Below are 26988 nucleotides of genomic sequence, written 5' to 3'. Positions count from 1 at the left end.
TGAAGGATACTCAGCATGTCTTAATTACAATAGCTCGATAAAAATGAATACATCTTCAGCTAATCAAACTTATGTCCCAGATATTTTAGGTGCTGGCTACGAACAGCTCACACTTAGTTTTCCTGATGATTATGAAGGGAAAGTTGTAGCTACCTTAGTCCGTAAAAAAGCCGCTCAATCTACTCAAAAAGCCGTACTATATATTCATGGTTTTTTAGATTATTTCTTTCAAACTGAAATGGCTGAGCAATTCAATGCTCATGGTTACGACTTCTATGCACTTGATTTAAGAAAATATGGCCGCTCAAAGCTGCCTCATCAAATTTTCTATAATGTGCTTGATTTAAATGAATACGATGCTGAAATTACTCAAGCATTAGAGATTATTGGCAAAGAACAGCACACCCAAGTATTACTTGCAGGACATTCGACTGGCGGTTTGACAGCAACACTTTATGCTGCCCATAACCCAAACCACCCTCTGATTAAAGGACTTTGGGCAAACAGCCCGTTTTACGATTTTAATTTAAGCTTGGTCGAGAAAAAATTTGGTATTCCAGTACTCAGTCGAGTAGGAAAATATCTGCCAAAAGTTAAATTCCCAAGTCAATTAAACAAGTGGTACACCGCGAGCCTTCACAAACAGCTCAAGGGCGAATGGGACTTTAATCTGGACTGGAAACCGACTTCTGCCCCTACGGTTCAACTCAGCTTTTTACATGCGATTCATACGGCACAAAAAGAAATACATCGCGGGGTTAAACTCAATATTCCCGCGCTGATTATGCATTCTCATCAGACTAAAAACCCTAAAAAATGGGGAGCAGATGCGACTCAAAGCGATGTAATTTTAGATGTTAAAGACATTGAAAAATTTGGTAAAAAAATCAAAGGCGATGTCTCTGTTGTCTCTATTCACAACGGGTTGCATGATTTAGTCCTTTCGGCCCAGCCAGTACGAGAACAAGTCTATCAACAATTGTTTCAGTGGCTGGATCAAAAAATCACTTAACTCAGCTTAGGTGAGTCAAGGTATTTCATCAGCAATTGATGCGCGGGATGTTCGCTCGGTACTAACTCCATAAGACGTTCTACCGCATCGATTGCTTCAGGGAAATGAGCTAAATGCTTAAGTAATAAATCCGTTTCTTGGGTTTTAAAAATCGCATCGCTCAAGCGTGATTCGAGGCAGTCACGCCATGCACATAAAAATGGACTTTCCGTTTTTGCCAGAAATACACCTGTGTAAAGCTGCAAAGCAGATGCGGCATATCCTGCATCGAGCGCTTGTTCAGCTTGTAAAAAATCGGCTTCAACATGCACTAGCAAACGATATGGACGAGAACCAAGTAAACCACCCAAAATATCTCGTAGTTGAGACATTTCAGCTTTAAGCGTACCCATACTGACTTTACGTTCGCCATAAAGCGCCTGATAAAGATGCTCTAAAGTTAAACCATGTGGACATAACGCCAATATGGTTAAAATTTCAATTTGACGCGGCGTTAATAACAGACTTTTGCCATTAAATTTAACTTGTGGCGTTGAAAATGCACGGATATGTAATTGCTGGCGCTGCTGCTCTAGCAAAGCAGATTGAATAATTGATGCACAACGTTCAGCTGCCAATATTCCTAAACTATTATGATTCTTCCATGTAGTTGATAAATCAACGACACCAAGAGTTTGTTTCGAGTATGGATCGATAATCGGCGCGGCATAACACACCCAATCATGAATCGATTCCATATAATGTTCATTTGAAAAAACACAGCTTGATTGTTGAGTTTTTAAGGATAAAGCCAAGGCATTTGTGCCTACAAATTCTTCACGCCACTGCCCACCTTGTACAAAATGTACACGTTCAGCAGCACTTTGCATTTGAGCACTTGGTGCCGTCCAGATAATCGTACTGCCGATATCACCGACAGCAATCACCATTGAAGACTGTTCTGCAATATGTCGTAAGTCATCGGCACATTGGCTTAAAGCCATATCTAAGGCATTTTGTGAAGCAGTTTTTTTCTCGACTAATGGAGCCGCAAAACGTTCTTTAGGAATCGCAGCAGAAGCTGATCGTTCCCACGAGCTTGCAATACTTTGGCCGAGTTTGGCAGCGTTTTGAGGAGAGAGACTATTTTGCGTGCGCAGTTGATCAATCAACGTCCGTTGCTGCAATAAATCCTTTTTTGTGAACATTTGTAAATTCCTTATATATCCACATTTCTATTCCAACCTTTCTCCAACCTTCTTCTTTATATCCTAATTATACAAAGTACGAAAGTACCTACTGACAGGGTTCTTGTTAGTCTTTAGTCCTAAAAAGCAAAGGAATATTTATATGCGCTATATCGATCCAAATCAACCAGGCTCAAAAGTTCAATTTAAATCACAATACGAAAATTTTATTGGCGGTGAATGGGTAGCACCTGTAAAGGGTGCGTATTTTGACAACGTATCTCCTGTTGACGGAAAAGCTTTCACACGTATTCCACGCTCTAGTGCCGAAGATATTGAGCTCGCTCTAGATGCAGCACACAAAGCGAAAACAACATGGAATAAAGCATCACCAACAGTACGCTCGAATATCCTTTTAAAAATTGCTGATCGTTTAGAAGCAAATCTTGAAATGCTTGCTGTTGCAGAAACTTGGGATAACGGTAAAGCAGTCCGTGAAACTTTAGCAGCTGACCTTCCACTTGCGATTGACCATTTCCGTTATTTCGCTGGATGTATTCGTGCTCAAGAAGGTGGCATCTCTGAAATTGATGAAGATACCATTGCGTATCATTTCCACGAACCACTCGGTGTAGTTGGTCAAATCATTCCATGGAACTTCCCAATTTTAATGGCAGCATGGAAACTGGCACCTGCTTTAGCTGCTGGTAACTGTGTGGTGATTAAGCCAGCTGAACAAACGCCGGTGGGTATTTTATTAGTAGCTGAACTGATCCAAGATATTTTACCGCCGGGTGTCCTTAATATTGTCAATGGTTTCGGTTCAGAAGTCGGCCGCCCGTTAGCGACAAACCCACGTATTGCAAAAATCGCGTTCACAGGTTCAACTCAAACTGGACAAATGGTGATGCAATATGCGACTGAAAATATTATTCCAGTTACCTTAGAACTTGGCGGTAAGTCACCGAACCTTTTCTTTGAAGATATCATGGATAAAGAAGATGACTTCTTAGAAAAAACGCTTGAAGGTTTCGCCATGTTTGCCTTAAACCAAGGTGAAGTATGTACTTGCCCTTCTCGTGCTTTAGTACAAGAAAGCATTGCTGATAAGTTCTTAGAGATGGCTGTTGAACGCGTAAAACGTATTAAAACTGGTCATCCACTTGATACTGAAACGATGATTGGTGCTCAAGCATCTCTACAACAACAAGAGAAAATCTTACGTTGTATTAACACTGGTCGTGAAGAAGGTGCAGAACTCTTACTTGGTGGTAGCGGCCGTAAAGAAGTAGGCGATGGTTACTATGTTGATCCGACTATTTTTAAAGGTCACAACAGCATGCAAGTTTTCCAAGAAGAAATTTTTGGACCTGTACTTGCTGTAACAACGTTCAAAGACTTTGACGATGCAATTAAAATTGCCAATGACACCATGTATGGTTTAGGTGCAGGTGTATGGTCACGTTCAGCTCACATTTCTTACCGTGCGGGTCGTGCTATTGAAGCTGGTCGTGTTTGGACAAACTGCTACAACATCTACCCTGCACATGCTGCATTTGGTGGCTACAAAAAGTCTGGTATTGGCCGTGAAAATCACAAGATGATGCTAGATCATTATCAACAAACTAAAAACTTGTTGGTGAGTTATTCAACTAAACCAATGGGCTTCTTCTAAGTTTCGCACCAAGTTGATACCAAACTATCAACACTAGAAAGAAGTAAGATGACTAATTATATAAGAAGCCAGTAATTTAGATTGCTGGCTTCTTTGTATGGTGACAATAAGCTTGCATTTTTATCATTTAGAATAAAAAAACCATCTACTCTCTTAAAGTGCTTCATTTAGGCATTGCTTTTGCATTGATTCATACAAATCCACTCGCAGGAGTATTGTATGAATCAACCAGAAACAGCTTCCGTCATTTCTTCAAGTACAGAAGTCTCATCAGCAGAATATTTTGCTCAGCGTCAACTCAAACAAGGCACGGTTGGTTGGTTACTCCTGATTGGTTTAGGCGTAGCTTATGTGATATCGGGTGATTTTGCTGGCTGGAACTTCGGTATTGCTCAAGGTGGTTGGGGTGGCATGTTTATTGCCACTGCACTCGCTGCGCTTATGTACTTATGTCTGTGTCTTTCTATGTCGGAAATGTCCACCATGATGCCTACAGCAGGTGGCGGTTATAGTTTTGCACGTGCTGCCTTTGGCCCTTTTGGTGGCTATTTAACAGGAACAGCCATTTTAATTGAATACGCAATTGCCCCTGCGGCGATTGCCGTATTTATTGGTGGTTATTGCGAATCTCTATTTGGCATTAATGGCTGGATGATTTACCTCGCCTGCTACGCTATTTTTATGGGCATACATCTCAAAGGTGCTGGCGAAGCCTTAAAAATTATGTTCGCAATTACCCTTGTCGCAGCTGTTGCTCTGATTGTATTTATTGTGGCAATGGTTCCACATTTTAATACACAAAACCTGTTAGATATTCCTGTTGGCACAGCAGCTGGTGCAAGTCATTTTCTACCTCATGGCTATTTAGGCATCTGGGCCGCAGTTCCCTTTGCGATCTGGTTTTTCCTTGCAGTTGAAGGTGTGCCATTAGCAGCCGAAGAAGCGAAAGATCCAGCTAAATCTCTCCCACGCGGTCTAATCGGTGCAATGCTCATATTAACGGCGTTTGCCATGCTCATTTTATTCTTGGGTGCGGGCGCAGCTGGTGCAAGTACTTTGCAAAACTCCGGCGCTCCCCTCGTCGATGCTCTGGTTAAAGTTTATGGCACCAACACTTGGCTTGCGACTTTCGTAAACTTTGTAGGTTTAGCAGGTTTAATCGCAAGTTTTTTTTCAATTATCTATGCCTATTCGCGTCAAATCTTTGCACTCTCTCGTGCTGGCTACTTACCTACTTCACTCTCGTTAACCAATAAAAATAAAGCCCCTTATCTCGCAATTATTATTCCGGGCATTATTGGGTTCTTGCTTTCACTGACCAAAGAAGGCGATTCACTGATTTTAATCGCGGTTTTTGGTGCCACCATTTCCTATGTGTTGATTCTTTTATCCCACATCAAACTACGCCTATCTAAACCAGATATGCCTCGTCCTTATAAAACTCCTGGAGGAATCGTTACTTCAAGTATTGCCTTAGTTCTAGCAGTCGCTGCTGTCGTTGCGGGCTTTGTTGTTAATCCGAAAGTTTGGTTTATTGCTGCCGCTATTTATGTCGTATTTATTGCTTACTTTTTATTCTATAGCCGTTATCATTTAGTGAAAGGTACACCAGAAGAAGAGTTTGCAAATATTAAAGCCGCAGAACAAGAACTATAAAAAAGGATGCAACTATGAGTTATCGCAATATTGTCGCCAATCAACAGTATCACTTTGCTGACTTGAAGACCTTGATGGCAAAAGCAACGCCGTTACGTTCTGGCGATGAATTAGCAGGTGTAGCGGCCAGAGATGCAACCGAACATGTTGCAGCACAAATGACTTTGGCCGATGTACCACTTAAAACCTTTTTAAATGAAGTTGTGGTCGATTATGAAACTGATGAGATTACCCGTTTAATTATTGATGAACATGATCTAGCAGCCTTTGCCCCTATTTCCCACTTTACAGTAGGTGATTTTCGAAATTGGTTACTTGGAGAAGAAGCCACTGCCCAAAGCTTAAAAGCATTAGCATCGGGTTTAACTCCAGAAATGGTGGCTGCTGTCAGCAAAATTATGCGCAATCAAGATTTGATTTATGTCGCTAGCAAATGTGAGGTAATAACCCAATTTCGCAATACGATTGGCTTAAAAGGTCATCTTTCTACCCGTTTACAACCGAACCACCCGACCGATGATGTGCTTGGTATTTCTGCCAGTATTTTAGATGGTTTAATGTATGGCAATGGTGATGCTGTGATTGGCATTAACCCTGCAACAGATAACCTGCATAATTTGTCGGAGCTACTGAAACTACTTGATCATGTCATTCAGGAATATCAAATTCCAACGCAATCTTGTGTACTTACGCATATCAGCTCAGGCATTCAACTTGCTGAAAAAAATGTGCCGATTGATTTAATGTTTCAATCAATCGCTGGTACCCAACTGGCAAACGAAGGATTTGGAATTTCACTCGATTTACTACAAGAGGGATATGAAGCCACACTCGCACTCAAGCGTGGAACCATTGGACAAAATGTTATGTACTTTGAAACGGGTCAAGGCAGTGCCTTATCCAGCAATGCACATCACGGCGTTGATCAGCAAACATTAGAAACGCGTGCTTATGCAGTGGCCCGTAAATACAATCCGCTTTTAGTGAATACAGTCGTTGGCTTTATTGGTCCTGAATATCTTTTTAACGGCAAACAAATTATACGTGCAGGTCTAGAAGATCATTTCTGCGGTAAGTTACTTGGTGTACCAATGGGTTGCGATATTTGCTATACCAACCATGCAGATGCTGACCAAAATGATATGGATGTTCTCCTTACTCTATTTGGTGCCGCGGGCATTAACTTTATTATGGGAATTCCGGGTTCAGATGATGTCATGCTCAACTATCAAACCACTTCATTCCATGATGCCCTTTATTTAAGACAACTCCTCGGTTTAAAACCCGCTCCTGAGTTTTCAGCATGGCTTGAACAGCAAGGTATTTTTAAACAACAAAACTCCCAAATATGTTGGGCAGACCACATGCCCGACCAATTCTCTCGTCTGCTCATGAACTAGGGAGAACACCATGAAACTGAACCATGATATTCAATATCCATCCTCTACCCATCAAGATCAGTGGGAAAAACTTAAACAATTTACTGATGCCCGCATTGCATTAGGACGCGCTGGTTGTAGCATCCCAACACGTGCCTTACTTGAGTTCCAGTTGTCTCATGCGCAAGCAAAAGATGCGGTTTATCAAGAGATGGATGTTTCCTACCTCTCGGAGCAATTAGCACAACGGCAGCTGCAAAGTCTTCATGTACAAAGTAATGCACCTAATAAAGAAATTTATCTTAAACGTCCAGATTTAGGTCGTCAGCTTTCAAACTCATCAAAAGAAGCCTTAATTAAGAAGTATGCAGAAAACACGCAACAGTATGATGTTTGTATTGTGGTCGGTGACGGTCTCTCCGCAAGAGCGATTGAAGCGAATGCTTTCTCATTCATTACAATACTGAATGAACAAATTCAGCAAGAAAACTGGACTCTTGCGCCCATTGCACTGGCAACAGGTAGCCGAGTTGCTTTAGATGATGAAGTCGCAGAAATCTTTAAAGCATCCATGCTTGTGATGCTCATCGGTGAGCGCCCTGGTTTAAGCTCTCCTGACAGTATGGGAATTTATTACACATGGAATGCATATTCAGATTGTCTCGATGCCAAACGTAATTGTATTTCTAATGTCCGTTCAGCAGGCTTAAGTATTCCAGTTGCCGTACAACGGTTAATGGCACTCATGAAAAAATCAAAACAACTTGGCTTTTCAGGAGTGAATTTAAAAGATGAGCATCAACTCTCAAATATAGACTGTGCAAAGGTACCTAAACTTTTATTTTAACAGGCACGTTATGCATAGCTATGGTCATAAATAGAAGATAATTATGCATAACAATATTATCTTAACGAAAAATATCAATTTTCAGGTATTGACGATTTATATGGATATTTTCTTCTTTATATTTATCGCTATACTCCACCTATTGATCTTCTATGAATCATTTGTATGAACACAACAAACGCCTTCCCTAAAACTATTTATGCCATTCAGCATCTTGCTTTCGAAGACTTAGGTTCATTAGAAGATGTCTTTTATCAGCTTGGCTTTCGCGTCCGTTATTTTGAAGCGGGTGTTGATGATTTAACAGCTGCTTTTGCACATGATGGATTAACTATTATTTTAGGTGGTCCAATCGGGGTTTATGAAACTGAAGATTATCCATTTTTAAAAGATGAAATTGCTTTACTTAAACAACGTTTAGCAGCGGATAAACCTACACTTGGTATTTGTTTGGGTGCACAGTTAATTGCTCATGCACTGGGTGCCAAAGTATATGCTGGTCATCAAAAAGAAATCGGTTGGAGTCCACTCAGCTTAAGTTTACGCCCTAATCAGGTATTATCTCCTTTGCTTAATAATGTTCATGTTTTACATTGGCATGGCGATACTTTCGATCTTCCTGAAAATGCTGCCCTTTTGGCTAGCTCAGATATTTATACTAATCAAGCCTTTGAAGTCGGTAATAATATTCTTGCTTTACAGTTTCACATTGAAACGACTCAAGAAAATTTTGAAAAATGGCTCGTTGGTCATACATGTGAACTTCGCCATGCTGGAATTTCAATTCCTAAATTGCGCGAGCAAAATATCGAATATGCACCTGCACTTGAACAAGCTGCATTTGAAGTAATTCAAAAATTCTTGAAAAGAATTGGTTATAGTGCATAAATGAACAGTTTCTAATCTGCATCGAATATAGCTTTTTATCTCCTCGCATTGTTTGATTATTTTTTAAACAAAAAAGCTTTATATTTTATTTTTAGAAACATTTCAGAAAAATTTCAGTGTATTATTAATTTGTAACATAAAATATACGCTGATTTACTATGGATATCTGGAAGTTTATTAAAAGCTTTAATACGGTCAATACTTATTTAATGCTTTCAAGTATGCTTCTCATACTATTAGTTCTTTATTTTTATGTGATTAATCCTACCTAAGCTCTTTTGCCAAGGAAGTGGAATCATAAAGAAAAAGAATATTATGAGAAGACCTCCGAATAAAAAGCCCAACCTTACAGTTGGGCTTTTTTGATATCTGCTGTTTACTTACAACATGTTGTTCGTCTTGCGAAAAAGTAAGAGATAATCAATCTCGACTATCTACTCACAACATGTTGTTCGTCTTGCGAAAAAGTAAGAGATAATCAATCTCTGCTCTCTACTCACAACATGTTGTTCGTCTTGCGAAAAAGTAAGAGATAATCAATCTCTGCTCTCTACTCACAACATGTTGTTCGTCTTGCGAAAAAGTAAGAGATAATCAATCTCTTACTTTTTCTCAGGTTTGAAGCTGTCTTTTAAATCAAGAACACGGTTAAACACTGGTTTTTCAGGAGTGTGATCGTGTTGATCTGCAACAAAATAACCTTCACGTTCAAATTGGAAACGGTCTTCAGGACTCGCTTGAGCTAAAGCAGGTTCAATCACAGCCTGAACAACTTTTAAAGAATCCGGATTTAAGTTTGCCAAGAAATCATCATCTGCATCAGGTGCAGCTTCAGTAAACAAACGATCATAAATACGTACTTCAGCAGGAATACCTTTAGTAGCAGACACCCAGTGAATCACGCCTTTTACTTTACGACCTTCCGGATTTTTACCTAAAGTTTCAGGATCGATTGAACATTTCAGCTCAATCACTTCACCATTAGCATCCTTAATGACTTCATCACATTTAATCACATAGGCATGGCGTAAACGCACTTCACCATCAGGAATTAAACGTTTAAAGCCTTTTGGTGGCACTTCTTCAAAATCTTTACGGTCAATATAGATTTCTTTAGTCAATGGAATAACACGTTCACCCATATCAACATTTGGATGACGAGCATGCGTAAGATCTAAATCTTCTGGTAAATTTGTAAGGGTTACTTTTAAAGGATCCAACACCGCCATACCACGTGCTGCAGTATTCTCCAAAGATTGACGAATACAGAACTCAAGCATTGCAACATCCACAATACCGTCAGTTTTAGATACACCTACACGTTTACAGAAATCACGTAAGCCTTCCGGTGTAAAACCACGACGGCGCATACCAACAACAGTTGGCATACGTGGGTCATCCCAACCATTTACATAACCACCTTCAACCAACTTACGTAATTTACGTTTAGAGGTAATAGTGTAGTCTACGTTCAAACGAGAAGATTCATATTGGTGTGGAACAGCTTTAGATTTAACCTTTTCAACAATCCAGTCATAAAACGGACGGTGATCTTGGAATTCTAATGTGCAAAGTGAGTGAGTGATTCCTTCAATTGCATCAGACAATGGATGAGCATAGTCATACATTGGGTAGATTTTCCATTTATCACCAGTTTGGTGATGCTCTGAATGCAAGACACGATACAAAATTGGATCACGCATATGCACGTTCGGGCTTGCCATATCAATTTTGGCACGTAGAACTGCTTCACCTTCTTTCAGTTCGCCATTACGCATTTGTTCAAAGCGAGCAAGGTTCTCTTCTACAGAAGCATCGCGATATGGCGAGTTTTTCCCTGGTTCAACAAAACTACCGCGGTTTAACTTGATTTCTTCTGGAGATTGTAAATCAACATAAGCATCGCCTTGCTCAATGAGTTGAACAGCCCATGCATATAATTGATCAAAATAACCAGAAGCATAGCGTGGCTCACCATTCCAGTTAAAACCAAGCCATTTCACGTCATTAGCAATACCATCAACATATTCTTGTTCTTCTGCATCTGGGTTCGTATCATCAAAACGTAAATTACAGAGACCATCAAACTCTTCAGCAACACCAAAGTTTAGACAGATTGCTTTTACGTGACCAATATGTAAATAACCATTTGGTTCTGGCGGAAAACGCGTTACGATTTGTTTTGCACGTCCGGCAGCCAAATCATCAGTAATGACTTGGCGAACAAAATCTAATCCAGCCTGTTGTTCTTGCTGCGCAGAATCGACAGAGGCATGAGTATTCGGTGTCGGGTTGTTTGGCAGGTTCGAGACAACATCATTAGGCTTCATAGTGTATCAATCACTTCTTTGTAGGTAAAATTTCGAAAAAATAAACGCTATCTTCATTTTTCACAAAGATTTTAACGTTTTTTACTTGCCTTGTAGTTTACAGTTTGCTTATGCTTCTCTCAACCAAAAAACCCATGGTCATAAGCCCATGTTTAGGAGATTAATGTAATGAGTTTTCCTCAAGTCGAATTAAACACCAATAAAGGTCGTATTGTTCTTGAACTAAATACTGAAAAAGCACCAAAAACAGTAGCAAACTTTTTAGAATACGTACGTGACGGTTTTTATGACGGCGTTATTTTCCACCGTGTCATTGATGGTTTCATGATCCAAGGCGGCGGGATGGATGAAAACTTCAAAGAAAAAGCAACTCGCGATGCGATTGAAAACGAAGCTGACAACGGTTTAAGCAACGATGTTGGTACGATTGCTATGGCACGTACTCAAGCGCCTCACTCTGCTTCTGCACAATTCTTCATCAATGTAAAAAACAACTCTTTCTTGAACCATACTTCAAAAACTGCTCAAGGTTGGGGTTATGCTGTATTTGGTAAAGTTGTTGAAGGTATGGACGTTGTAGAAGCAATCAAAGGCGTACGTACAGGTAACCGTGGTTATCACGCTGACGTTCCTTTAGAAAACGTTGTTATCGAATCTGCTAAAATTATTTCTGAATAATTTCAGGATAAAGCTGTGACCTATCTGTTTATTTCAGATTTACATTTGTCACCTGAACACCCTCGACTCGTTCGAGGGTTTTTAGATTTGTTGGTACATTATCAACATAAACAAACACAGCTTTATATTTTAGGTGACTGGTTTAATGCTTGGGTTGGTGACGATTATTCAGCCCCTTGGCTCGACGAAATTGTTGAAGCCTTAAAGGCGTTTAATCAAAAAGGGAATCGAGTTTACTTCCAAGTGGGTAACCGCGACTTTGCTTTAAATCAGGTTTTCCTCAATAAGTTTAATGGTGTATTACTTCCTGATATCTATGATCTTAATATCGCAGGTCACCAATATCGCCTAGAACATGGCGATGCGTTATGCACAGATGATATTTCCTACCAAAGATTTAGAAAAATTATTCGAAACCCGCTTTTAGTCGCTTTTTTACGACGAACACCTCTAAGTTTCCGTACGAAACTTGTCAATGGTTTCCGCAAAAGAAGTCATTCAGACAAACAACACAAAAGTTATGAGATTATGGATGTCAATAAGCAGGCTGTTCTCTCTGCCATAAAAGATGTCGACGTACTTATTCATGGCCATACTCACCGTCCAGCTATTCATGAAGTACAGAACAAACAACGGATTGTACTAGGTGACTGGAAAGAAGATCATGCACAAATTTTAGAAATTAATCCCTCTTCAAATACGCAACAGCTCGAATTGATTGTCTGGAATTATTAGCTAGAAATTAGTCACTTTTTATTTGAACTTTCAATTCTTTAATTTTTTTATTTAAATCAAAATCCCAGATCACACATAGACAGGTAAGGAGTACAAATTTCCAGTTTATATGTGCATACTTTTGATATTCGATGTATAAAATTAAAAGACACAATACAAATGCAAAAATTAGAAAGGCTTTAACAATTCTAATTTCTCCCAGCTTACTCTTTGCATCTTTTGGCATTAAATCAAACATTTTCAATAAATTATTAAAAAATTTATATAAGTATTATATTTCTTTATCACATTAAAATGCAGATGTTTTTCTCTAAAATCGCGTATGATGCCAAAGATTAGAACCCTTCCATGGTAATAAGATTGATATGGAGTAAAGTATGGATTTATTAAGTACGGTTAAAAGTCGCTACACCACAAAAGCGTATGATCCTGAGAAAAAAATTCCTCAAGAAAAATTCAATAAGTTATTAGAAATTTTACGCTTTACCCCTTCTTCAGTGAATATTCAACCTTGGCATTTCTTGGTTGCTGATAATCCTGCGGCTAAAGAACGTATTGCTAAGGCTTTAACAGGGCGATATGCCTATAATGCACCAAAAGTTCTTGAGTCATCACACACACTCGTATTTTGCACAAGAACAGATATTTCACCTGAATTTTTAAACCAGTTACTTGAACAAGATGATTTAAGTGGCCGATTCAAAGATGAAAAAGCAAAACTCGGCCAAAAAGATACTCGCCATGGCTACGTCGAGTTCTATCGTAATGAGCAAAAAAACTTATTTGGTTGGATGGAAAATCAAACTTTTATTGCTTTAGGACAACTACTTTTTGCAGCTGGTCTAGAAGGAATAGATGCAACACCTATGGGTGGCTTTGACGAAGATATTTTAAACGAAGAATTTGGCTTAAAAGAAAAAGGCTTACGCAGTTCAGTCATTGTTTCACTTGGCTACAGAAGTGAAAATGATTTCAATGCCAAGTTGCCAAAATCTCGCCTGCCGGATGAAGTTATTTTTACACATTTATAAGAACTTAGTGGAGTTCAAAAGAACTTTCTCTTGAACTCCTATTTCATGGTAAATGCTAAACACACTAGACCACTTATTCCTAAAATTGTTCCTAACATTGTTGGCAGTTTTAATTTTTCTTTATATAAAACTACACCACAAGCCATCCCAAGCAATACGACCAAAATATTCATGCTGGCAAAGACAATTGCTGGAGAGTCTTTAAGTAAAATATGCGCTTTAACATACAGAGCTATATTTGAAAAATTCAAAACGCCAAGCATTAATCCAGCCAATATATTTTTAAAATGCCATGTTGGCTTTTTTTGAATTAAAAAATAAATAATTGATAAAACAAAGGCCGTTATAAAAATTAGATTCAAAGCCAATGTAAACTGCAAACCTAAACTACTCGTATATTTTAATAAGATATCTACTGCTGCATAACCAAACCAGACACTCATCAATGCGAAAATTGCTTTTTTTGATTGATGCCCAGAAGATGCCTTGAATTGCCCAAATACAATTAAAAGAACAGCAAAAATTCCTAAACCTATGCCTAATAATTTAAGAGAATTAAACTGCTCTTGGAAAAAGAAATAAGCTGCTAACAAAGAAAGCACCACGGATAGTCGCTGCGCAATTTCTGTTTTTACAATACCGGCATATTCTAATGATTTAGCAAGGCACAAAAAAATACTCGGTAAAATGATTCCTAAAGCGACAATGAGCCACCAAGGCGTGTGTTGTATAGAAATATGCTGAATATCTGGCTTAAACCACCAATAACATAACAAGCTAGCACTTGCATAATTCCATGCAATCATCTGCATGGGTTGATATCCTTTTTTCTTTAAATTTTTTAGTAGTACAGAAACCAGAACACTGCACAGTGCTGCAGCAAATATTAATATCATTTGCAAAGAACCTATTAACCTAAATTATAAGAAAGAGAGATCAACCACAGATAGCTTTAATATACTTTTTATATTTTTAAAGCCATAAAAAAACCAGTCATCACTGACTGGTTTTTCTAAGCTAATCAATTAACGATTATTTTCGTCGTCTTGACCATCTTCAAATTTAGAATCGTTGTCGAAACCGCCTTGATGACCACCAAAGCCGCCTTGACCACCGAAGCCACCTTGACCGCCGAAGCCACCTTGACCGCCGAAGCCACCTTGACCGCCGAAGCCGCCTTGACCGCCGAAGCCACCTTGACCGCCGAAGCCGCCTTGACCGCCGAAGCCAGCGCCTTGAGCACCACCAAAGCCAGCGCCTTGACCACCGAAGCCACCTTGACTACCACCCTGAGCTGGGAAACCTGCACCTTGTGCACCTGCTGGACGTGGGTTACGAGCTGGAACAACCGTAGAAATAGCGTGTTTGTAAACCATTTGACTTACAGTATTTTTTAATAAAACAACATATTGGTCAAAAGATTCAATATGACCTTGTAATTTAATACCGTTAACAAGGAAAATAGAAACTGGGATACGTTCTTTACGGAGAGAATTTAAGAACGGATCTTGTAAAGTTTGACCTTTAGACATTTTTAACTCCAAAAAAAAATTTTTAAATCAGCGCAAAAAAACTATCTTTATTTTTCAACTAAAAATTATAAAAAGACAGTGTGCAAATTTTGCTTTATCCATAAGAGTTTCGCAAGTCTTCTTTCGCCTGCTTTATCGTCAAGTAAGTTTTAAAATCGTGTATTTCTTGCAAAGAACGTAACCACGTATATTGACGTTTGGCAAGTTGTCGTGTTGCAAATAAGGCTTTATCCTCCATTTCCTGCTTTTTTTTGAGACTCATATCACTTTTTAATAGAAATTCGAGAGCTTGTCGATAACCAACAGAACGCATAGAGGGTAAATTTTCATCTAAATCGTATTTTTCAATTAGAGATTCAACTTCACTCAAAAAACCGATATCCCACATTTTGCTTAATCTTTGCTCAATGCGTTGATGTAATTCTAACCGATCTGGAAGTAAAGCGTAGTTATGAAATATGTATCGATATGGTACGTTTTTTGGTTGTTCTGCCTGCAATTTGGTAATAGGTTCACCGGTAATACGGTAAACTTCCAGCGCCCGAATAATTCGTTGTTTATCAGAAACCTTAAACTTCACTCCAGCGGCTGGATCTACAGCAACCAGTTCATCGTAAACAGCCTGCCATCCTTCATTTGCTGCTTTTTCTTCAATTGCTGCACGGACATTTGCATCCGCACTTGGCAAGTTGCTTGATAAGCCTTCTAACAGCGCCTTGAAATACAACATGGTTCCTCCTACCAAAATAGGAGTTTTGCCACGTGAATGCATCTCGTCAATTAGAACACAAGCATCTTCAACAAACTGGGCAGCCGAATAGACCTCAAGTGGAGTAATAATATCTATTAAATGATGTGGATATAATTCCTGCTCTTCGCGAGTTGGCTTAGCAGTACCTATATCCATATCTTTATAAACAAGTGCAGAATCAACCGAAATTAACTCAAAATTTCCACGCTCGTAAAGTTCACATGCCAAAGCGGTTTTTCCGCTTGCAGTTGGTCCCATTAAATTGATGACGGGCAATTGATTTGACATGTAAAACTACTCTCCTCGAGCAAATAATTTATCTAATTGAGATAATGGAAATGCACGCCAAGTTGGACGACCATGGTTACATTGGCTCGCAAATTCGGTTTGTTCCATTTGACGCAATAAAGCATTCATCTCTGAAAGGCTGAGTTGTCTATGCGCTCGCACTGCTCCATGACATGCCATACCAGCCAATAGCTCATCACGCTTTTGTAGTAAACCTTGAGCTTCATCATTTGGGTCTAAATCATTTAGAAGCTCGGGAATAAGATTTTCAAAATCTGCTTTTTGCAAAATAGCTGGTACACCACGCACAATGACTTGCTCATCGCCATACAAATCAATTTCCAACCCTAAACGCTCAAGTTGAGGTTTTAAGTCTTCAACCCGTACAGCTTGCATACGGCTAATTGAGATCACTTTAGGTATAAGCAACTGTTGAGATGTCCAAAACTCAGGTTTATCCCAAGCATTTTTCATTTGTTGCAGCAAGATACGTTCATGCGCTGCATGCATATCAACAATAATCAGACCTTCAGTATTTTGCGCCAGAATATAAATTCCATGAAGCTGAGCAATGGCGATACCTAATGGAAATTCATCGACTTTGGCGACAGGCTCAATATTTTCATCAACTGAAAAATTGGCAGCAGGTTGATCACGTAATGGGGCCAAGTAAGTCTTTAATGCATTATTTAACTGCGCAGAACCATTATATTTTGGGGTTTGTTCTGCATAGTGAACAGCTTGTGGACGACTGTTATTAAAATCAGTTAAAAGTTCAGTAGAGGGCTGATAACTACTAGGTTTGTCTAGTGTTGTATCAACAGCTTGCTCTGTGCGATGCAATGTGAATTGTTCTTGATATTTAGGCTGAGGTTGTACAAATGAAGCCTGAGTATTATCGTCCACTTTCATAGCTTGGGCTAAATCAGCACTCGCTGTCTGAAATTGTGCTAGTGTTTCTTTAGCGTAATGTCTTACAAACTCATGTACTTCGCGTTGATTTAGGAAACGAATCTCATGTTTCGTTGGGTGAACGTTAACATCAATATTTTCAGGATCAACTTCTAGGAAAAGTAAATAAGATGAATGCTGATGACCATGTAAAATTCCGTCATAAGCCATTCTTAAAGCATGCGAAATCGTTTTATCTTTAACAATTCGGCCATTTACATACACATATTGCAAGTCTGCTTGAGCACGTGCATCTGAAGGATGCCCTAGCCAACCTGACAACCGCATGCTAATGCTTTCGGCGTCAATCCAGTAAGCATTTTGAACAAATTGTTGACCTAATAATTGCTGGACACGCTGAAATCTTAATTCACCGCTATCTGCTATTGGTAAATTAATTCGAATATTATCGTTATGCTCAAGTACAAAACGTATATCAAAATGCGTTAAAGCCAAACGGCGTACGATTTCTTCAATATGACCAAATTCAGTGGTTGGCTTTTTTAAAAATTTACGGCGAGCAGGAACATTGAAAAATAAATCCTGAACTCGAATATGAGTACCCTTTTGAGCAGCAACAGCCTGGACTTGCTGATGGTCAAAGGCCGTACCATTCACTTCAACCTGATGACCAATTCCGCTTTCATCTTGGCTACTGGTTAAAGTCAAACGTGAAACTGCAGCAATAGAAGCCAATGCTTCACCACGGAAACCCAAACTCACAATTGCGTGTAAATCTTCAGCTGTTTTAATTTTACTGGTTGCATGACGCATGACCGCTAGTGACAAATCATCAGGATGAATCCCATGTCCATTGTCAATAATCTCGATTAGTGTTGAACCACCTTGTGCAATCCGCACAATGAGTTCCGTTGCACCTGCATCAATTGAGTTTTCTAATAATTCTTTTACAACCGATGAAGGGCGTTCAATCACCTCACCGGCAGCAATCTGGTTGGCTAACGCGGCGTCTAATGTATGAATACGACGTTGTGTTAGCTTTTCATCAGTCATGAAGCTGTTCCTGCAAAGTCTGGTACAAATGCTCTGTTGGTAAAGTTAAGGTGACGAAACGATCGAGTTCATCATCTGATTTTTGAATATCAATAACGATATCTGCCTCAGGAATTTCATCTCCACCTTTCGATGGCCACTCAAATAAAAATAGAGCATCCTGAATATCTAGATAATCACGGATTCCCATTAATTCAAGTTCATAAGGATCATTAAGACGGTATAAGTCAAAATGAAAAATTTCTTTATTATTGATTTTATAGGGTTCAACCAATGTATAAGTTGGACTTTTAACCGAACCTTTATGCCCTAGAGCCTGCAAAAAATAACGGGTCAATGTCGTTTTACCGGCACCCAAATCGCCAATCAGATAAATCACACCAGCTTGAACATGCTGCGCCAATGCCTGAGCTAAACGCTGGGTATCTTCTTCATGATTTAAGACCATTTTCATTGAATACGACATAACACACATAACATGATTCAAAATAATCGATATGATACCATTGCCCTGCTTTAAAGCCTACTTAAGTCCTTAAAGTTGGCTTTTTTTACACCACATTTATTAAATATTGACACAGTTTTATGTCTAGTCTGATTGAATTTTTCCCACCTATGATTGATGGCGTAAGCGCAAGCCAAGTCTATCTACCACCGCAAACAAATGCTTACACCATCTATCAATTTCTTTGCGAAAACTTTCCTCATATAAAAACAGTAGAGTGGCAGCAACGTTTTCAAGATGGGCTTATTTACGCAGCAAATGGCGAAAAATTAACATTAGACAGCCCTTATATAGCAAACACTCATATTTTTTATTATCGCTTTCTTGCTTATGAAGCCCACGTTCCGTTTGAACATCAAATTTTATTTGAAAATGATGACTTGCTTGTTGTAGATAAACCTCATTTTTTAACCATTAGTCCAACTGGGCAATATGTACAAGAAACGCTATTAGTCAGATTAAAAAAACAAACGGGTAACGAGTTTTTAACCCCAATCCATCGATTAGACCGTGAAACTGCGGGAGTCGTTTTATTTTGCAAACGACCACAGTCACGCGGGGTTTACCAACAGTTATTTGCAGATCGTCAAGTTCATAAGATTTATCACGCAATCGCTCAATATAAAGCTGAATTAAAATTTCCTCAGACTTTAAAACTATATTTAGATAAAGGTACCCCCTTTTATACAATGTGCGTTATCTCCCATACTAAAACCAATACAGAAACAAAAATTGAGTTGCTTGAGCATAACCAATCTTGGGCTAAATACTGTTTAACACCCACTACAGGAAAACAACATCAACTCCGTGTGCATTTAAGCTATTTGGGAATTCCGATTAAAAATGATCCTTTTTATCCAGTAGTTCAACATAAAGCTGATGATGATTTTTCCCAGCCGCTACAGCTTTTAGCTAAACAAATTTCTTTCATAGATCCACTGACAAAACAGGAAATGGTTTTCAATTCTCAGCTTGAATTGACACTGTAATCACACCGTAATGACAAAAAGATTATTTTTTATGCTGAAAGACATTGAAATTACATTGCGATGGTTTAAAATAAATCCCTAAAAATTAAAAATCATTTGGTTTTGTTATTCATGCGAAAAACAGAAGTTTATCAGGTTCGACTTGACTCCCAAGAGAAAAAACAGGCTTTTGCTGTTTTTAAACAATTGGGGATTACCCCTGCCCAAGCAGTGCGACTGTTCTTTAAACAAGTCGTCTTAACTAAATCTATTCCTTTTGCTATCGAAAATCAGAACATTAATATGGAACAATTATTAAAACTGAGAAAAGCGAAAGCATCTTCCTTAAATCAGAACTCTTCAACTTTAAATGAAGATGATGACCATGAAGATTTATTTGAAGAGCTAAATGCTCTATTAGGTGAAAGTGACAAAACTTAACGGTGTTGCATTTTTAAACAACTTTTAACGTCAGTTGGTTGATTTTTTAGTTATGCTCTCTTTGTAAAAATATAAACATAAATACAAGGAGCGCCTAATGATTGTAAGACGAGCGACCTATGAAGATCTAAGTCAACTTGCTGTTCTATTTGATGAATACCGTCAATTTTATGGTGCATCTTCTAATCTTGATGAATCACATCATTTTTTAAAACAACGGTTTGAAAATAAAGAAAGTGTGTTTTTTATCCACATCAAGGATGAAAAAATCACAGGTTTCGTTTTACTTTATTTAGGTTTTTCTTCAGTTGCTTGCTCAACTTACTATATCTTAGATGATGTCTATGTTACCCCTATGTTCCGTCGTCAGGGTTCAGCAAAACAACTCATCGATACAGCGATTTTATTTGCAAAACAAGAAAATGCTTTACGTATTAGCCTAGAGACTCAAACGAATAATCATGAATCTCACCGTCTCTATGAAAAAATGGGATTTATTCGAGACAGTGAATTTCAGACTTTCCACTGTTTTCTTAAATAATATTTTGAGCGAGTTGTTTTTCTTGCTCCGACAAATACACCCAACCCCCGTCCTCAATTTCAGGTAAAACCAATTGACCGATTTGATGTCGATGTAATTTTTCGACTCTATTGCCCACAGCTGCAATCATTCTTTTGACTTGATGATATACACCTTGATGAATGGTCATTGTTAACTGATGAGTTCCTAATAACGCCACATCTGTCGCAGCAAATGTACCCTTTTCTTGGTGTAAATTAACACCTTGAGTAAGCATTTTAATTTGCTCAGGTGTCACTGGATCTATAGTCGTAACATGATAAACCTTTGGAACATGTTTACGAGGATGAGTTAAAGCTTGAAGATATTTACCGTCATCTGTGAGTAAGAGTAAGCCTGTTGTATCTTGATCTAAACGGCCAATGGCTTGCACGCCACGTTGAAGCATGATTTCAGGGAGTAGACTAAAAACACTTTGATGATGCTGAGGATTGTGTGAACATTCAAAACCTTGCGGCTTATTTAGAGCAATATAAACTTTTTCTCGATATTGATAGGTTTTCCCAAACAGAGAAAACTCTAAATTTTCAGGGGAAAACTGTTTTTTAAGATCGCTCACTACCTCCCCATCAATACTTACTGATCCATTTTTTATTAACTGCTGGCAATATTTACGTGAACCAAACCCTTGTGATTGCAAAATTTTTTCCAGCAGCATAAAGCTTTCTCTTTAAAACGAAAGCATTATTTTAACGCAGTTTCAGAGTATTATTACTTTTTGCTTGTTCATCTTTGTACTTAACGTCTATTAATTTTGAATTATTCTTCAATGACGCGATAAATATTTTCGTTTTGTTCACTTTCAAATAATAATTCAGTTGTAGGTAAGATCACTTCATTATCCACAATAATATGTTCAATACGCTGACTTAGCTTTAAAGGCTCATTTTCATGTTCAACTAAATTTTTCTTTAATTGAGCTTTTGCATCATGAATTTTGTCGAACTGATCTTTAATTTTGATATCTATAATATCCATACGACTAACTCCGCAATCATGAGTAGTGATTATTTTTATATCATACTCTCTCAAAAGAAGGGTTTTTAAGTTGTTAATTTATATAACATTGTGTCCAAGCGTAACTAAAAATAAAACTTCTTATCATTGAGGCATATACATTAAAATTCTTATTAAAAAGGCCATCTTTATACTTTATCGCTTTTGAAAAGCTCTCACATTTTGCCTCTCAATTATTATACAATTCAAATTATTTGCTTTTCTTGCCGCCTCTCATGCTTGCCCAATTCGATGTTAATTTAGTTGTTTTATTAGTTCTACTTATCTGCGGTTTACTAAGTCAAAATGCAGCTGTAACTATCGCCGCAGGCATCCTAATCGTCATTAAAATCACACCGTTAAATCAATTTTTTCCTTATATTCAAGCTCATGGTCTCAACCTAGGAATTCTCATTTTAACCATTGGCGTACTGACTCCCATTGCCAGTGGTAAGCTTAGTGGAGAAAGTATTTTAAAGTCCTTTATAAGCTTTAAATCTTTGCTGGCTATTGCTATTGGTCTACTTGTCGCTTGGCTAGGTGGCCGTGGTGTGAAACTCATGTCAAGCCAACCTGATGTAGTTGCAGGCTTGCTTATTGGGACAGTTGCAGGTGTTGCCTTACTCCGTGGTGTACCTGTTGGTCCTCTGATTGCTGCTGGCCTGCTGTCTTTATTCATTGGTAAATAAAATTATGGATATTAAAAAGGTGCTTAATCGCACCTTTTTACATTTACACTTAGGCTAAATTATTTGTTTTATCCAGAATAATAGGCGTTTCGTTTTAACGAGAACTTTTCTAGCTGCTTTAAAAATCCTTCAAAATAGCTCTTTTCTTTTTCTTCAGTTCGGTAGCCTGCATATAATGTACGTCTTAAACCAGCTGAAGAAACACAGTCTAAACGGCGGCTAGTCACCCAACCTTTTTGTTCATATTCATTCACGACCCAATCTGGTAAAGCAGCAATACCGCGGCCACTTGCTACAAGTTGAATCAGCATTTGAGTTAAATCTGTTGTTCGAATCTGTTTTGGTTGAATATTTGCAGGTATAAAAAGCTTCGACATAATATCTAAACGGTGCTTATCAACTGGATAAGTAATGAGAACCTCTTCTGCAAGATCTTGAACTGTAATATTTTCAGCACGAACCAATCGATGAGTATTTGATAAAACCAAACGTGACTCATATTCAAAAATTGGAAAATACTCGATTCCTTTTAATGCAATAGGATCGGCTGTAATAAGTAAATCAAACTCACCATTTTGTAAAAGCTCATGTGGATTCGCTTCAAAGCCCGAAGCAAAATCTAAATCTACATCTGGGTACTGTTGTCGATATTGATTTAATAAAGGCATTAACCAGTCAAAACAACTATGACATTCTGAGGAAAAAATAATTCTGCCTGTTTGTCCATGAACAATTCGCGTAATGTCACTCTGTGTGATCTGAATTTGCGGTAATACATCATCAGCTAATTTGAGTAAACGCTGTCCAACATTCGAAAAGCTAACAGGTCTACTTCGACGATTCACTACTTCCACACCATACCAATGATCTAATTCTTTTAATTGGTGAGAAATAGCAGACGGTGTTAAACACAGATCATTAGCAGCCGCAACAAGTGAACCATGTTCACGTAAAGCAACCAAAGTTTTAAGATGACGAATTTCTAACATGGGCAAAAGCCTGAACAAATTGATTTATCTATTAATTTTTAAACTCATCTGTTGTTTGGTAGCAAATAGAGTCAATTTAGATAAATCACTATTAATGAACAGCATTCATGTTATCACAATATTAATTAATTTACCTCAACATGAACTTTACTTAATTATTTTTATAAGAAGTGAATTTTCATAATTTTAAAATTAAGTATTTTCTCTAAATAGAAACTAGTAAACCTTTAACATAGACAAAGAAAAAGGCCTCATGGCCCTTTTCATTTCATGATTGTGCTTTTTCTTTGGGAAATGCTTGCTCAAAATCGATAAGCTTAAAGCTTTTCACCAAGTCATCTTGCCCATACGTTACTTCGTAAGAAGTTTCTTTCCCACTAAAATATGTTTCAGTTGGTGTTCCAAATACTTCCCATAGCCCAAATGAGGCAACATCGGCTATGCCATGGCCAAATGCACGGCTGACTTTCGCCCATTTTGGATAACCTTGCTGGAAAGTATAAATTTCGACTCTTGTACCATCACGATATTCAGAAAGTACAGGTGCTCCAAACTCAGCAATAACATAATTGCGAGAACTACCCGGATTTAAAACATTTAAATTTTTTTTACTTGGTTGATTACCCGCCATAAAGACTGAGCAACCAGACATAGATAAAATGACCAACCCCATAAGGCAGGCAATACTTAATTTTCTCATGATTTAGATTCTCTATTTTTTAAATATTTATACAACTTGTTGTAATACTTAAAGTATTATTCAATCATCATATATAATTTATTAAAAAATTTCGATAAATTATTCAAAATGAAGATAAAATGCTTTTGCTTAAGATGTGCAAACATACTCTCAATATTTTAGTTTTTTATTATTTTGATCTCTTTTCTCTTATACTTTCATTTTTGAGTCTCTTTTTTAATTTATTATGGCGTCACCCCAATCTTCTTCATCCACACATCGGCATTATTCACTCTTTTTAGCAATTTTTTCACTCGCAGTAGGCGGTTTTTGTATCGGAACTACAGAATTTGTCGCAATGGGACTTATTCAAGAAATTGCTCATAACTTAAACATTACAGTACCTGAAGCTGGGCATTTTATTAGTGCTTATGCATTAGGTGTGGTTATTGGTGCCCCTATTATTGCTATTTTAGGTGCCAAAGTTCCTAGAAAAACGTTATTACTCGGTTTAATGCTGTTTTATGGTATTGCTAATGCTTGTACCGCTTTAGCGCACACACCAGAGACCGTTTTAGTTTCTCGTTTTATTGCAGGTTTACCTCATGGCGCATATTTTGGGGTCGGTGCCCTCGTAGCTGCCGAACTTGCAGGCCCATCACGCAGAGCTTCAGCGGTTGCACAAATGATGATGGGCTTAACCGTTGCTACTGTTATTGGCGTACCTTTAGCCACATGGTTAGGTCAACATTTTGGTTGGAGAGCAGGTTTTGAATTTTCAGCAACGATTGCATTTTTTACTTTAATTGCCGTAGCTTGCTTTGTACCCAATATCCCAGTTCAAGCTACTGCTAGCATAAAAACAGAATTAGCTGGGCTTAAAAATATAAATATGTGGTTAACTCTTGCAGTTGGTGCAATTGGCTTTGGAGGTATGTTCTCGGTATATAGCTATGTCTCACCCATTCTCACAGAATACACAAAAGTTAATATCCAAATTGTTCCTATTGCGCTAGCGTTATGGGGAATCGGAATGGTGATTGGAGGTTTAGCCGCGGGTTGGCTAGCAGATAAAAATCTCAATAAAACCATTGTCGGCGTACTCATTAGCTCAGCAATTGCCTTTGTTGTTGCAAGTTTCCTAATGAGTAATATCTATACTGCGATTGCTTCTTTATTCTTAATCGGACTAACTGTAATGGGTTTAGGTGGGGCTTTACAGACACGCCTGATGGACGTTGCAGGCGACGCGCAAACGCTAGCAGCTTCACTTAATCACTCTGCCTTTAATATGGCAAATGCATTAGGAGCATTTTTAGGTGGTTGGGTACTGAGTCATCAAATGGGTTGGATTGCACCGATTTGGGTAGGTTTCGTACTGAGCCTTGGTGGTCTTATTATCTTACTCATTGCATTTGCTGTAGAAAAAGCAACTCAAAAAGCCTGATTCTCGTCAGGCTTTTTTGCTGAAATACTAGTCTATTAATTTTTCGCCACAGTGCGGACAATAGCATTTCTTCTCTCTCGCAGATTCTTTTTCTTCTAATACCTTTTCTCGCATAATTTGGATAATCAAATTATGCGCTTGTTCTTTTGGTAGCCCTACTTTTTGCCGAATACGTTCTATTTCAACTTCATCATGCAAGATATCAATACCACGCACTTGAAGTAACTCACGGAACTCTTGTTCAAGGCGCTGATTACGCTGGTTAAGTTCATTGGCTAAACCAGAAGCTAGAATACCAGCTGGCAAAGCAGCAATCCCTACCCCTAAAATTGTAATTAAAGCCCCTAGTAGTTTTCCTAAGCTGGTCACAGGTGTGACATCACCATATCCGACTGTGGTTAAGGTAACGACAGCCCACCACATTGCTTTAGGAATAGAGCTAAAAGCTTCTGGTTGCGCTTTATTCTCAACCACATAAATACCAGAAGCAGTCATAATAATCATAATGATTAAAATAAAAATCACTGCCTGAAACGAACCTTTTTCTCTTTTAATGACACATAGCAATATTTGCAAAGAGATAAAATAGCGAGTTAATTTTAATAGTCGAAGTAATCGTAAAATTCTGAGCATACGAAGGTCTATTCGTACGAAGAAATTTAAATACGCCGGCAAAATTGCCATGAGGTCAATCAGCGCCTCTCCGCTTTTCATCCACGCTAAACGCTGCTTCCATGCAGCTTGTGTAGGATCACGCTCTACTACACTCCAGAGGCGTAACAGGTATTCAACACTAAAAATCGTGATTGAAATATTTTCAAAGTAGTCAAACCATATACGATAGCTGTAATACAGATCGTTTACTGTTTCTAGCAATACCGCAATGACATTCCCAATAATTAAGAAAACCAAGAAGTAGTTAATACACCTACTCACTGTTGTTTCGTAATCATGGTCATGAAGGTTGTTATAGAAGAACTTACGTAATGTCTTCCAAGCTAAAATTCGCATACGGTTCTGAGCCACATTATATTGAACATATATTAAGCTCACATACGTAAATTCACCACTACAGTGACCAATAAAATATTTTATTAATTGTATTAACTAAACAATCATAAATAATATTTCATATTTTCTAATTATATTTTAATGAGCAGCGACATATCTAAACTCATTTTCTTCCCACCATTGCACATCATAAATACCTGCATGTGACTTCAAAATGACATTAATATAATTTTGAAGCAGCATAATATGATGAGTAATATCTAACTTTCTAAAAAGAAATCTTCTCAAAATTGGTGTATTTGGTGAAATGAATATTGCAAAGCCATTACTGTATTCTTCATACACACTAATACCGATATACATGGTGATCTCAGGTAATGGTACTTCTATTTCCCAGCCCCAACGTTCAGCAGTTAATTCAATACTTAAGTGATATCTATTTTTCAATATACTATAAATATACTGTGCAATATCTTCAGTTTTCTGTACTAACGTATTTCCGTCTTCTGCTGATAAATTTTGATCATATAGATGGTAATCATCAAATTTAAATTCAACAATTGTCTTTAGCATTTTTAAGTTCCATATATAAAATACCCATGTTCTTTTTAATTATTTTTAAGTTCGTTCAATTATTTTAAAGCAAAATCTTCTTTAATATCTAGCCTTATATTTATTTTTACATTTTAAATAAACAAAACATGATCTATTTAATATTTTATTTGAGAACTAGGTATTAATTCTCTTTTA

Annotated in this window: 28 protein-coding genes; 14 read left to right on the top strand and 14 right to left on the bottom strand. The window is 37.9% G+C overall.

Annotated features, from left to right (window positions below):
• Positions 1–43 precede the first annotated feature (43 nt).
• Complete coding sequence (locus ACIF8R_RS02235) at positions 44–1012, top strand: alpha/beta hydrolase (RefSeq protein ID WP_396478796.1); 969 nt, start codon at positions 44–46, stop codon at positions 1010–1012.
• Here the strand turns inward: ACIF8R_RS02235 and ACIF8R_RS02230 are convergent.
• Positions 1009–2199 (bottom strand): helix-turn-helix domain-containing protein, encoded by a 1191-nt coding sequence (locus tag ACIF8R_RS02230; protein WP_017385401.1) that lies wholly within the window; start codon positions 2197–2199, stop codon positions 1009–1011. The genes ACIF8R_RS02235 and ACIF8R_RS02230 overlap by 4 nt on opposite strands.
• A 142-nt stretch (positions 2200–2341) precedes the next feature.
• On the opposite strand from ACIF8R_RS02230, the gene ACIF8R_RS02225 reads away from it, so the two are divergent.
• The 5 genes from ACIF8R_RS02225 (at position 2342) to ACIF8R_RS02205 (ending at position 8623) form a co-directional block, all read left to right on the top strand.
• Positions 2342–3853, top strand: a complete 1512-nt coding sequence (locus tag ACIF8R_RS02225) for an aldehyde dehydrogenase family protein (protein ID WP_396478794.1) — start codon at positions 2342–2344, stop codon at positions 3851–3853.
• 219 nt (positions 3854–4072) lie between these two features.
• The gene (gene eat, locus ACIF8R_RS02220) at positions 4073–5509 is read left to right on the top strand and encodes an ethanolamine permease (protein ID WP_396478792.1); all 1437 of its coding nucleotides are present in this window, start codon (positions 4073–4075) and stop codon (positions 5507–5509) included.
• Positions 5510–5523: 14 nt separating this feature from the next.
• The gene (locus ACIF8R_RS02215) at positions 5524–6909 is read left to right on the top strand and encodes an ethanolamine ammonia-lyase subunit EutB (RefSeq protein ID WP_039757930.1); all 1386 of its coding nucleotides are present in this window, start codon (positions 5524–5526) and stop codon (positions 6907–6909) included.
• A gap of 10 nt (positions 6910–6919) precedes the next feature.
• Positions 6920–7735: an ethanolamine ammonia-lyase subunit EutC gene (eutC, locus tag ACIF8R_RS02210; protein WP_396478790.1), complete on the top strand. Its 816-nt coding sequence runs from the start codon at positions 6920–6922 to the stop codon at positions 7733–7735.
• A 165-nt stretch (positions 7736–7900) separates the two neighbouring features.
• A complete protein-coding gene (locus tag ACIF8R_RS02205; protein ID WP_396478788.1) occupies positions 7901–8623 on the top strand; it encodes a glutamine amidotransferase in 723 nt (240 codons plus the stop codon).
• Between the two features lie 602 nt (positions 8624–9225).
• Here ACIF8R_RS02205 and ACIF8R_RS02200 read toward each other — a convergent pair.
• A complete protein-coding gene (locus tag ACIF8R_RS02200; RefSeq protein ID WP_396463482.1) occupies positions 9226–10953 on the bottom strand; it encodes a glutamine--tRNA ligase/YqeY domain fusion protein in 1728 nt (575 codons plus the stop codon).
• 168 nt (positions 10954–11121) lie between these two features.
• Between ACIF8R_RS02200 and ACIF8R_RS02195 the strand changes: the two genes are divergently transcribed.
• Positions 11122–11631 (top strand): peptidylprolyl isomerase, encoded by a 510-nt coding sequence (locus ACIF8R_RS02195; protein WP_004700945.1) that lies wholly within the window; start codon positions 11122–11124, stop codon positions 11629–11631.
• A 15-nt stretch (positions 11632–11646) separates the two neighbouring features.
• On the top strand, positions 11647–12366 hold the full coding sequence (locus ACIF8R_RS02190; RefSeq protein WP_396478786.1) for a UDP-2,3-diacylglucosamine diphosphatase: 720 nt from the start codon (positions 11647–11649) through the stop codon (positions 12364–12366).
• 7 nt (positions 12367–12373) lie between these two features.
• On the opposite strand, the gene ACIF8R_RS02185 is transcribed toward ACIF8R_RS02190, so the two are convergent.
• The gene (locus ACIF8R_RS02185; protein ID WP_396478784.1) at positions 12374–12604 is read right to left on the bottom strand and encodes a hypothetical protein; all 231 of its coding nucleotides are present in this window, start codon (positions 12602–12604) and stop codon (positions 12374–12376) included.
• A gap of 139 nt (positions 12605–12743) precedes the next feature.
• Between ACIF8R_RS02185 and nfsB the strand changes: the two genes are divergently transcribed.
• Entirely contained in the window at positions 12744–13397 is a 654-nt protein-coding gene (gene nfsB, locus ACIF8R_RS02180) for an oxygen-insensitive NAD(P)H nitroreductase (protein ID WP_311087393.1), read from the top strand.
• A gap of 38 nt (positions 13398–13435) precedes the next feature.
• Here nfsB and ACIF8R_RS02175 read toward each other — a convergent pair whose 3' ends face one another.
• The 5 genes from ACIF8R_RS02175 to tsaE form a co-directional block, all read right to left on the bottom strand.
• Positions 13436–14293: an EamA family transporter gene (locus tag ACIF8R_RS02175; RefSeq protein WP_396478782.1), complete on the bottom strand. Its 858-nt coding sequence runs from the start codon at positions 14291–14293 to the stop codon at positions 13436–13438.
• Positions 14294–14422: 129 nt separating this feature from the next.
• Positions 14423–14929 (bottom strand): RNA chaperone Hfq, encoded by a 507-nt coding sequence (gene hfq / locus ACIF8R_RS02170; protein ID WP_000033651.1) that lies wholly within the window; start codon positions 14927–14929, stop codon positions 14423–14425.
• 94 nt (positions 14930–15023) lie between these two features.
• Complete coding sequence (gene miaA / locus ACIF8R_RS02165) at positions 15024–15968, bottom strand: tRNA (adenosine(37)-N6)-dimethylallyltransferase MiaA (protein WP_263614008.1); 945 nt, start codon at positions 15966–15968, stop codon at positions 15024–15026.
• A gap of 6 nt (positions 15969–15974) precedes the next feature.
• A complete protein-coding gene (gene mutL / locus ACIF8R_RS02160; RefSeq protein WP_396478780.1) occupies positions 15975–17933 on the bottom strand; it encodes a DNA mismatch repair endonuclease MutL in 1959 nt (652 codons plus the stop codon).
• Positions 17926–18399 carry a tRNA (adenosine(37)-N6)-threonylcarbamoyltransferase complex ATPase subunit type 1 TsaE gene (tsaE, locus tag ACIF8R_RS02155; RefSeq protein ID WP_396478778.1) on the bottom strand — a complete coding sequence of 158 codons (474 nt, stop codon included), beginning with the start codon at positions 18397–18399 and terminating at the stop codon, positions 17926–17928. The genes mutL and tsaE overlap by 8 nt, the downstream gene beginning before the upstream one ends.
• A gap of 119 nt (positions 18400–18518) precedes the next feature.
• On the opposite strand from tsaE, the gene ACIF8R_RS02150 reads away from it, so the two are divergent.
• From ACIF8R_RS02150 to ACIF8R_RS02140, 3 genes are all read left to right on the top strand, one after another.
• Positions 18519–19427 (top strand): pseudouridine synthase, encoded by a 909-nt coding sequence (locus tag ACIF8R_RS02150; RefSeq protein ID WP_396478776.1) that lies wholly within the window; start codon positions 18519–18521, stop codon positions 19425–19427.
• A gap of 111 nt (positions 19428–19538) precedes the next feature.
• Entirely contained in the window at positions 19539–19847 is a 309-nt protein-coding gene (locus ACIF8R_RS02145; protein ID WP_311069709.1) for a type II toxin-antitoxin system RelB/DinJ family antitoxin, read from the top strand.
• A 97-nt stretch (positions 19848–19944) separates the two neighbouring features.
• Positions 19945–20388, top strand: coding sequence for a GNAT family N-acetyltransferase (locus ACIF8R_RS02140; protein ID WP_002049009.1), 444 nt, complete (start codon positions 19945–19947; stop codon positions 20386–20388).
• Here ACIF8R_RS02140 and ACIF8R_RS02135 read toward each other — a convergent pair.
• Entirely contained in the window at positions 20381–21085 is a 705-nt protein-coding gene (locus ACIF8R_RS02135) for a pseudouridine synthase (RefSeq protein ID WP_396478774.1), read from the bottom strand. The two genes, ACIF8R_RS02140 and ACIF8R_RS02135, sit on opposite strands and share 8 nt — an antisense overlap.
• A gap of 101 nt (positions 21086–21186) precedes the next feature.
• Entirely contained in the window at positions 21187–21405 is a 219-nt protein-coding gene (locus tag ACIF8R_RS02130; protein ID WP_311069707.1) for a hypothetical protein, read from the bottom strand.
• Between the two features lie 254 nt (positions 21406–21659).
• On the opposite strand from ACIF8R_RS02130, the gene ACIF8R_RS02125 reads away from it, so the two are divergent.
• Complete coding sequence (locus ACIF8R_RS02125) at positions 21660–22112, top strand: DUF441 domain-containing protein (protein WP_002049035.1); 453 nt, start codon at positions 21660–21662, stop codon at positions 22110–22112.
• A 68-nt stretch (positions 22113–22180) separates the two neighbouring features.
• On the opposite strand, the gene ACIF8R_RS02120 is transcribed toward ACIF8R_RS02125, so the two are convergent.
• Both ACIF8R_RS02120 and ACIF8R_RS02115 read right to left on the bottom strand, forming a co-directional pair.
• Complete coding sequence (locus ACIF8R_RS02120) at positions 22181–23101, bottom strand: LysR family transcriptional regulator (RefSeq protein ID WP_311069706.1); 921 nt, start codon at positions 23099–23101, stop codon at positions 22181–22183.
• 268 nt (positions 23102–23369) lie between these two features.
• Positions 23370–23801 carry a hypothetical protein gene (locus ACIF8R_RS02115; protein ID WP_396478772.1) on the bottom strand — a complete coding sequence of 144 codons (432 nt, stop codon included), beginning with the start codon at positions 23799–23801 and terminating at the stop codon, positions 23370–23372.
• Between the two features lie 226 nt (positions 23802–24027).
• On the opposite strand from ACIF8R_RS02115, the gene ACIF8R_RS02110 reads away from it, so the two are divergent.
• A complete protein-coding gene (locus tag ACIF8R_RS02110; RefSeq protein WP_396478770.1) occupies positions 24028–25227 on the top strand; it encodes an MFS transporter in 1200 nt (399 codons plus the stop codon).
• Between the two features lie 27 nt (positions 25228–25254).
• Here ACIF8R_RS02110 and ACIF8R_RS02105 read toward each other — a convergent pair whose 3' ends face one another.
• Together ACIF8R_RS02105 and ACIF8R_RS02100 are read right to left on the bottom strand one after the other, a co-directional pair.
• Entirely contained in the window at positions 25255–26238 is a 984-nt protein-coding gene (locus tag ACIF8R_RS02105) for an ion transporter (protein WP_396478975.1), read from the bottom strand.
• A gap of 138 nt (positions 26239–26376) precedes the next feature.
• The gene (locus ACIF8R_RS02100; protein WP_000920876.1) at positions 26377–26811 is read right to left on the bottom strand and encodes a hypothetical protein; all 435 of its coding nucleotides are present in this window, start codon (positions 26809–26811) and stop codon (positions 26377–26379) included.
• Positions 26812–26988 lie beyond the last annotated feature (177 nt).

Origin of the sequence: Acinetobacter sp. ABJ_C4_1 (genome assembly GCF_044538495.1) — a bacterium.
Classification (GTDB): Bacteria; Pseudomonadota; Gammaproteobacteria; order Pseudomonadales; family Moraxellaceae; genus Acinetobacter; species Acinetobacter nosocomialis_A.
The sequence above is the reverse complement of the archived record's forward strand: the minus strand, read 5'-3'. Positions and strand labels throughout refer to the sequence as shown.

What these genes read in the sequence shown, in the direction of transcription:
- ACIF8R_RS02235 (WP_396478796.1), top strand. Translation starts at nt 44, where the DNA reads ATGAATACATCTTCAGCTAATCAAACTTATGTCCCAGATATTTTAGGT.
- ACIF8R_RS02230 (WP_017385401.1), bottom strand. Translation starts at nt 2,199, where the DNA reads ATGTTCACAAAAAAGGATTTATTGCAGCAACGGACGTTGATTGATCAA.
- ACIF8R_RS02225 (WP_396478794.1), top strand. Translation starts at nt 2,342, where the DNA reads ATGCGCTATATCGATCCAAATCAACCAGGCTCAAAAGTTCAATTTAAA.
- eat (WP_396478792.1), top strand. Translation starts at nt 4,073, where the DNA reads ATGAATCAACCAGAAACAGCTTCCGTCATTTCTTCAAGTACAGAAGTC.
- ACIF8R_RS02215 (WP_039757930.1), top strand. Translation starts at nt 5,524, where the DNA reads ATGAGTTATCGCAATATTGTCGCCAATCAACAGTATCACTTTGCTGAC.
- eutC (WP_396478790.1), top strand. Translation starts at nt 6,920, where the DNA reads ATGAAACTGAACCATGATATTCAATATCCATCCTCTACCCATCAAGAT.
- ACIF8R_RS02205 (WP_396478788.1), top strand. Translation starts at nt 7,901, where the DNA reads ATGAACACAACAAACGCCTTCCCTAAAACTATTTATGCCATTCAGCAT.
- ACIF8R_RS02200 (WP_396463482.1), bottom strand. Translation starts at nt 10,953, where the DNA reads ATGAAGCCTAATGATGTTGTCTCGAACCTGCCAAACAACCCGACACCG.
- ACIF8R_RS02195 (WP_004700945.1), top strand. Translation starts at nt 11,122, where the DNA reads ATGAGTTTTCCTCAAGTCGAATTAAACACCAATAAAGGTCGTATTGTT.
- ACIF8R_RS02185 (WP_396478784.1), bottom strand. Translation starts at nt 12,604, where the DNA reads ATGTTTGATTTAATGCCAAAAGATGCAAAGAGTAAGCTGGGAGAAATT.
- nfsB (WP_311087393.1), top strand. Translation starts at nt 12,744, where the DNA reads ATGGATTTATTAAGTACGGTTAAAAGTCGCTACACCACAAAAGCGTAT.
- ACIF8R_RS02175 (WP_396478782.1), bottom strand. Translation starts at nt 14,293, where the DNA reads ATGATATTAATATTTGCTGCAGCACTGTGCAGTGTTCTGGTTTCTGTA.
- hfq (WP_000033651.1), bottom strand. Translation starts at nt 14,929, where the DNA reads ATGTCTAAAGGTCAAACTTTACAAGATCCGTTCTTAAATTCTCTCCGT.
- miaA (WP_263614008.1), bottom strand. Translation starts at nt 15,968, where the DNA reads ATGTCAAATCAATTGCCCGTCATCAATTTAATGGGACCAACTGCAAGC.
- mutL (WP_396478780.1), bottom strand. Translation starts at nt 17,933, where the DNA reads ATGACTGATGAAAAGCTAACACAACGTCGTATTCATACATTAGACGCC.
- tsaE (WP_396478778.1), bottom strand. Translation starts at nt 18,399, where the DNA reads ATGTCGTATTCAATGAAAATGGTCTTAAATCATGAAGAAGATACCCAG.
- ACIF8R_RS02150 (WP_396478776.1), top strand. Translation starts at nt 18,519, where the DNA reads ATGTCTAGTCTGATTGAATTTTTCCCACCTATGATTGATGGCGTAAGC.
- ACIF8R_RS02145 (WP_311069709.1), top strand. Translation starts at nt 19,539, where the DNA reads ATGCGAAAAACAGAAGTTTATCAGGTTCGACTTGACTCCCAAGAGAAA.
- ACIF8R_RS02140 (WP_002049009.1), top strand. Translation starts at nt 19,945, where the DNA reads ATGATTGTAAGACGAGCGACCTATGAAGATCTAAGTCAACTTGCTGTT.
- ACIF8R_RS02135 (WP_396478774.1), bottom strand. Translation starts at nt 21,085, where the DNA reads ATGCTGCTGGAAAAAATTTTGCAATCACAAGGGTTTGGTTCACGTAAA.
- ACIF8R_RS02130 (WP_311069707.1), bottom strand. Translation starts at nt 21,405, where the DNA reads ATGGATATTATAGATATCAAAATTAAAGATCAGTTCGACAAAATTCAT.
- ACIF8R_RS02125 (WP_002049035.1), top strand. Translation starts at nt 21,660, where the DNA reads ATGCTTGCCCAATTCGATGTTAATTTAGTTGTTTTATTAGTTCTACTT.
- ACIF8R_RS02120 (WP_311069706.1), bottom strand. Translation starts at nt 23,101, where the DNA reads ATGTTAGAAATTCGTCATCTTAAAACTTTGGTTGCTTTACGTGAACAT.
- ACIF8R_RS02115 (WP_396478772.1), bottom strand. Translation starts at nt 23,801, where the DNA reads ATGAGAAAATTAAGTATTGCCTGCCTTATGGGGTTGGTCATTTTATCT.
- ACIF8R_RS02110 (WP_396478770.1), top strand. Translation starts at nt 24,028, where the DNA reads ATGGCGTCACCCCAATCTTCTTCATCCACACATCGGCATTATTCACTC.
- ACIF8R_RS02105 (WP_396478975.1), bottom strand. Translation starts at nt 26,238, where the DNA reads ATGCGAATTTTAGCTTGGAAGACATTACGTAAGTTCTTCTATAACAAC.
- ACIF8R_RS02100 (WP_000920876.1), bottom strand. Translation starts at nt 26,811, where the DNA reads ATGCTAAAGACAATTGTTGAATTTAAATTTGATGATTACCATCTATAT.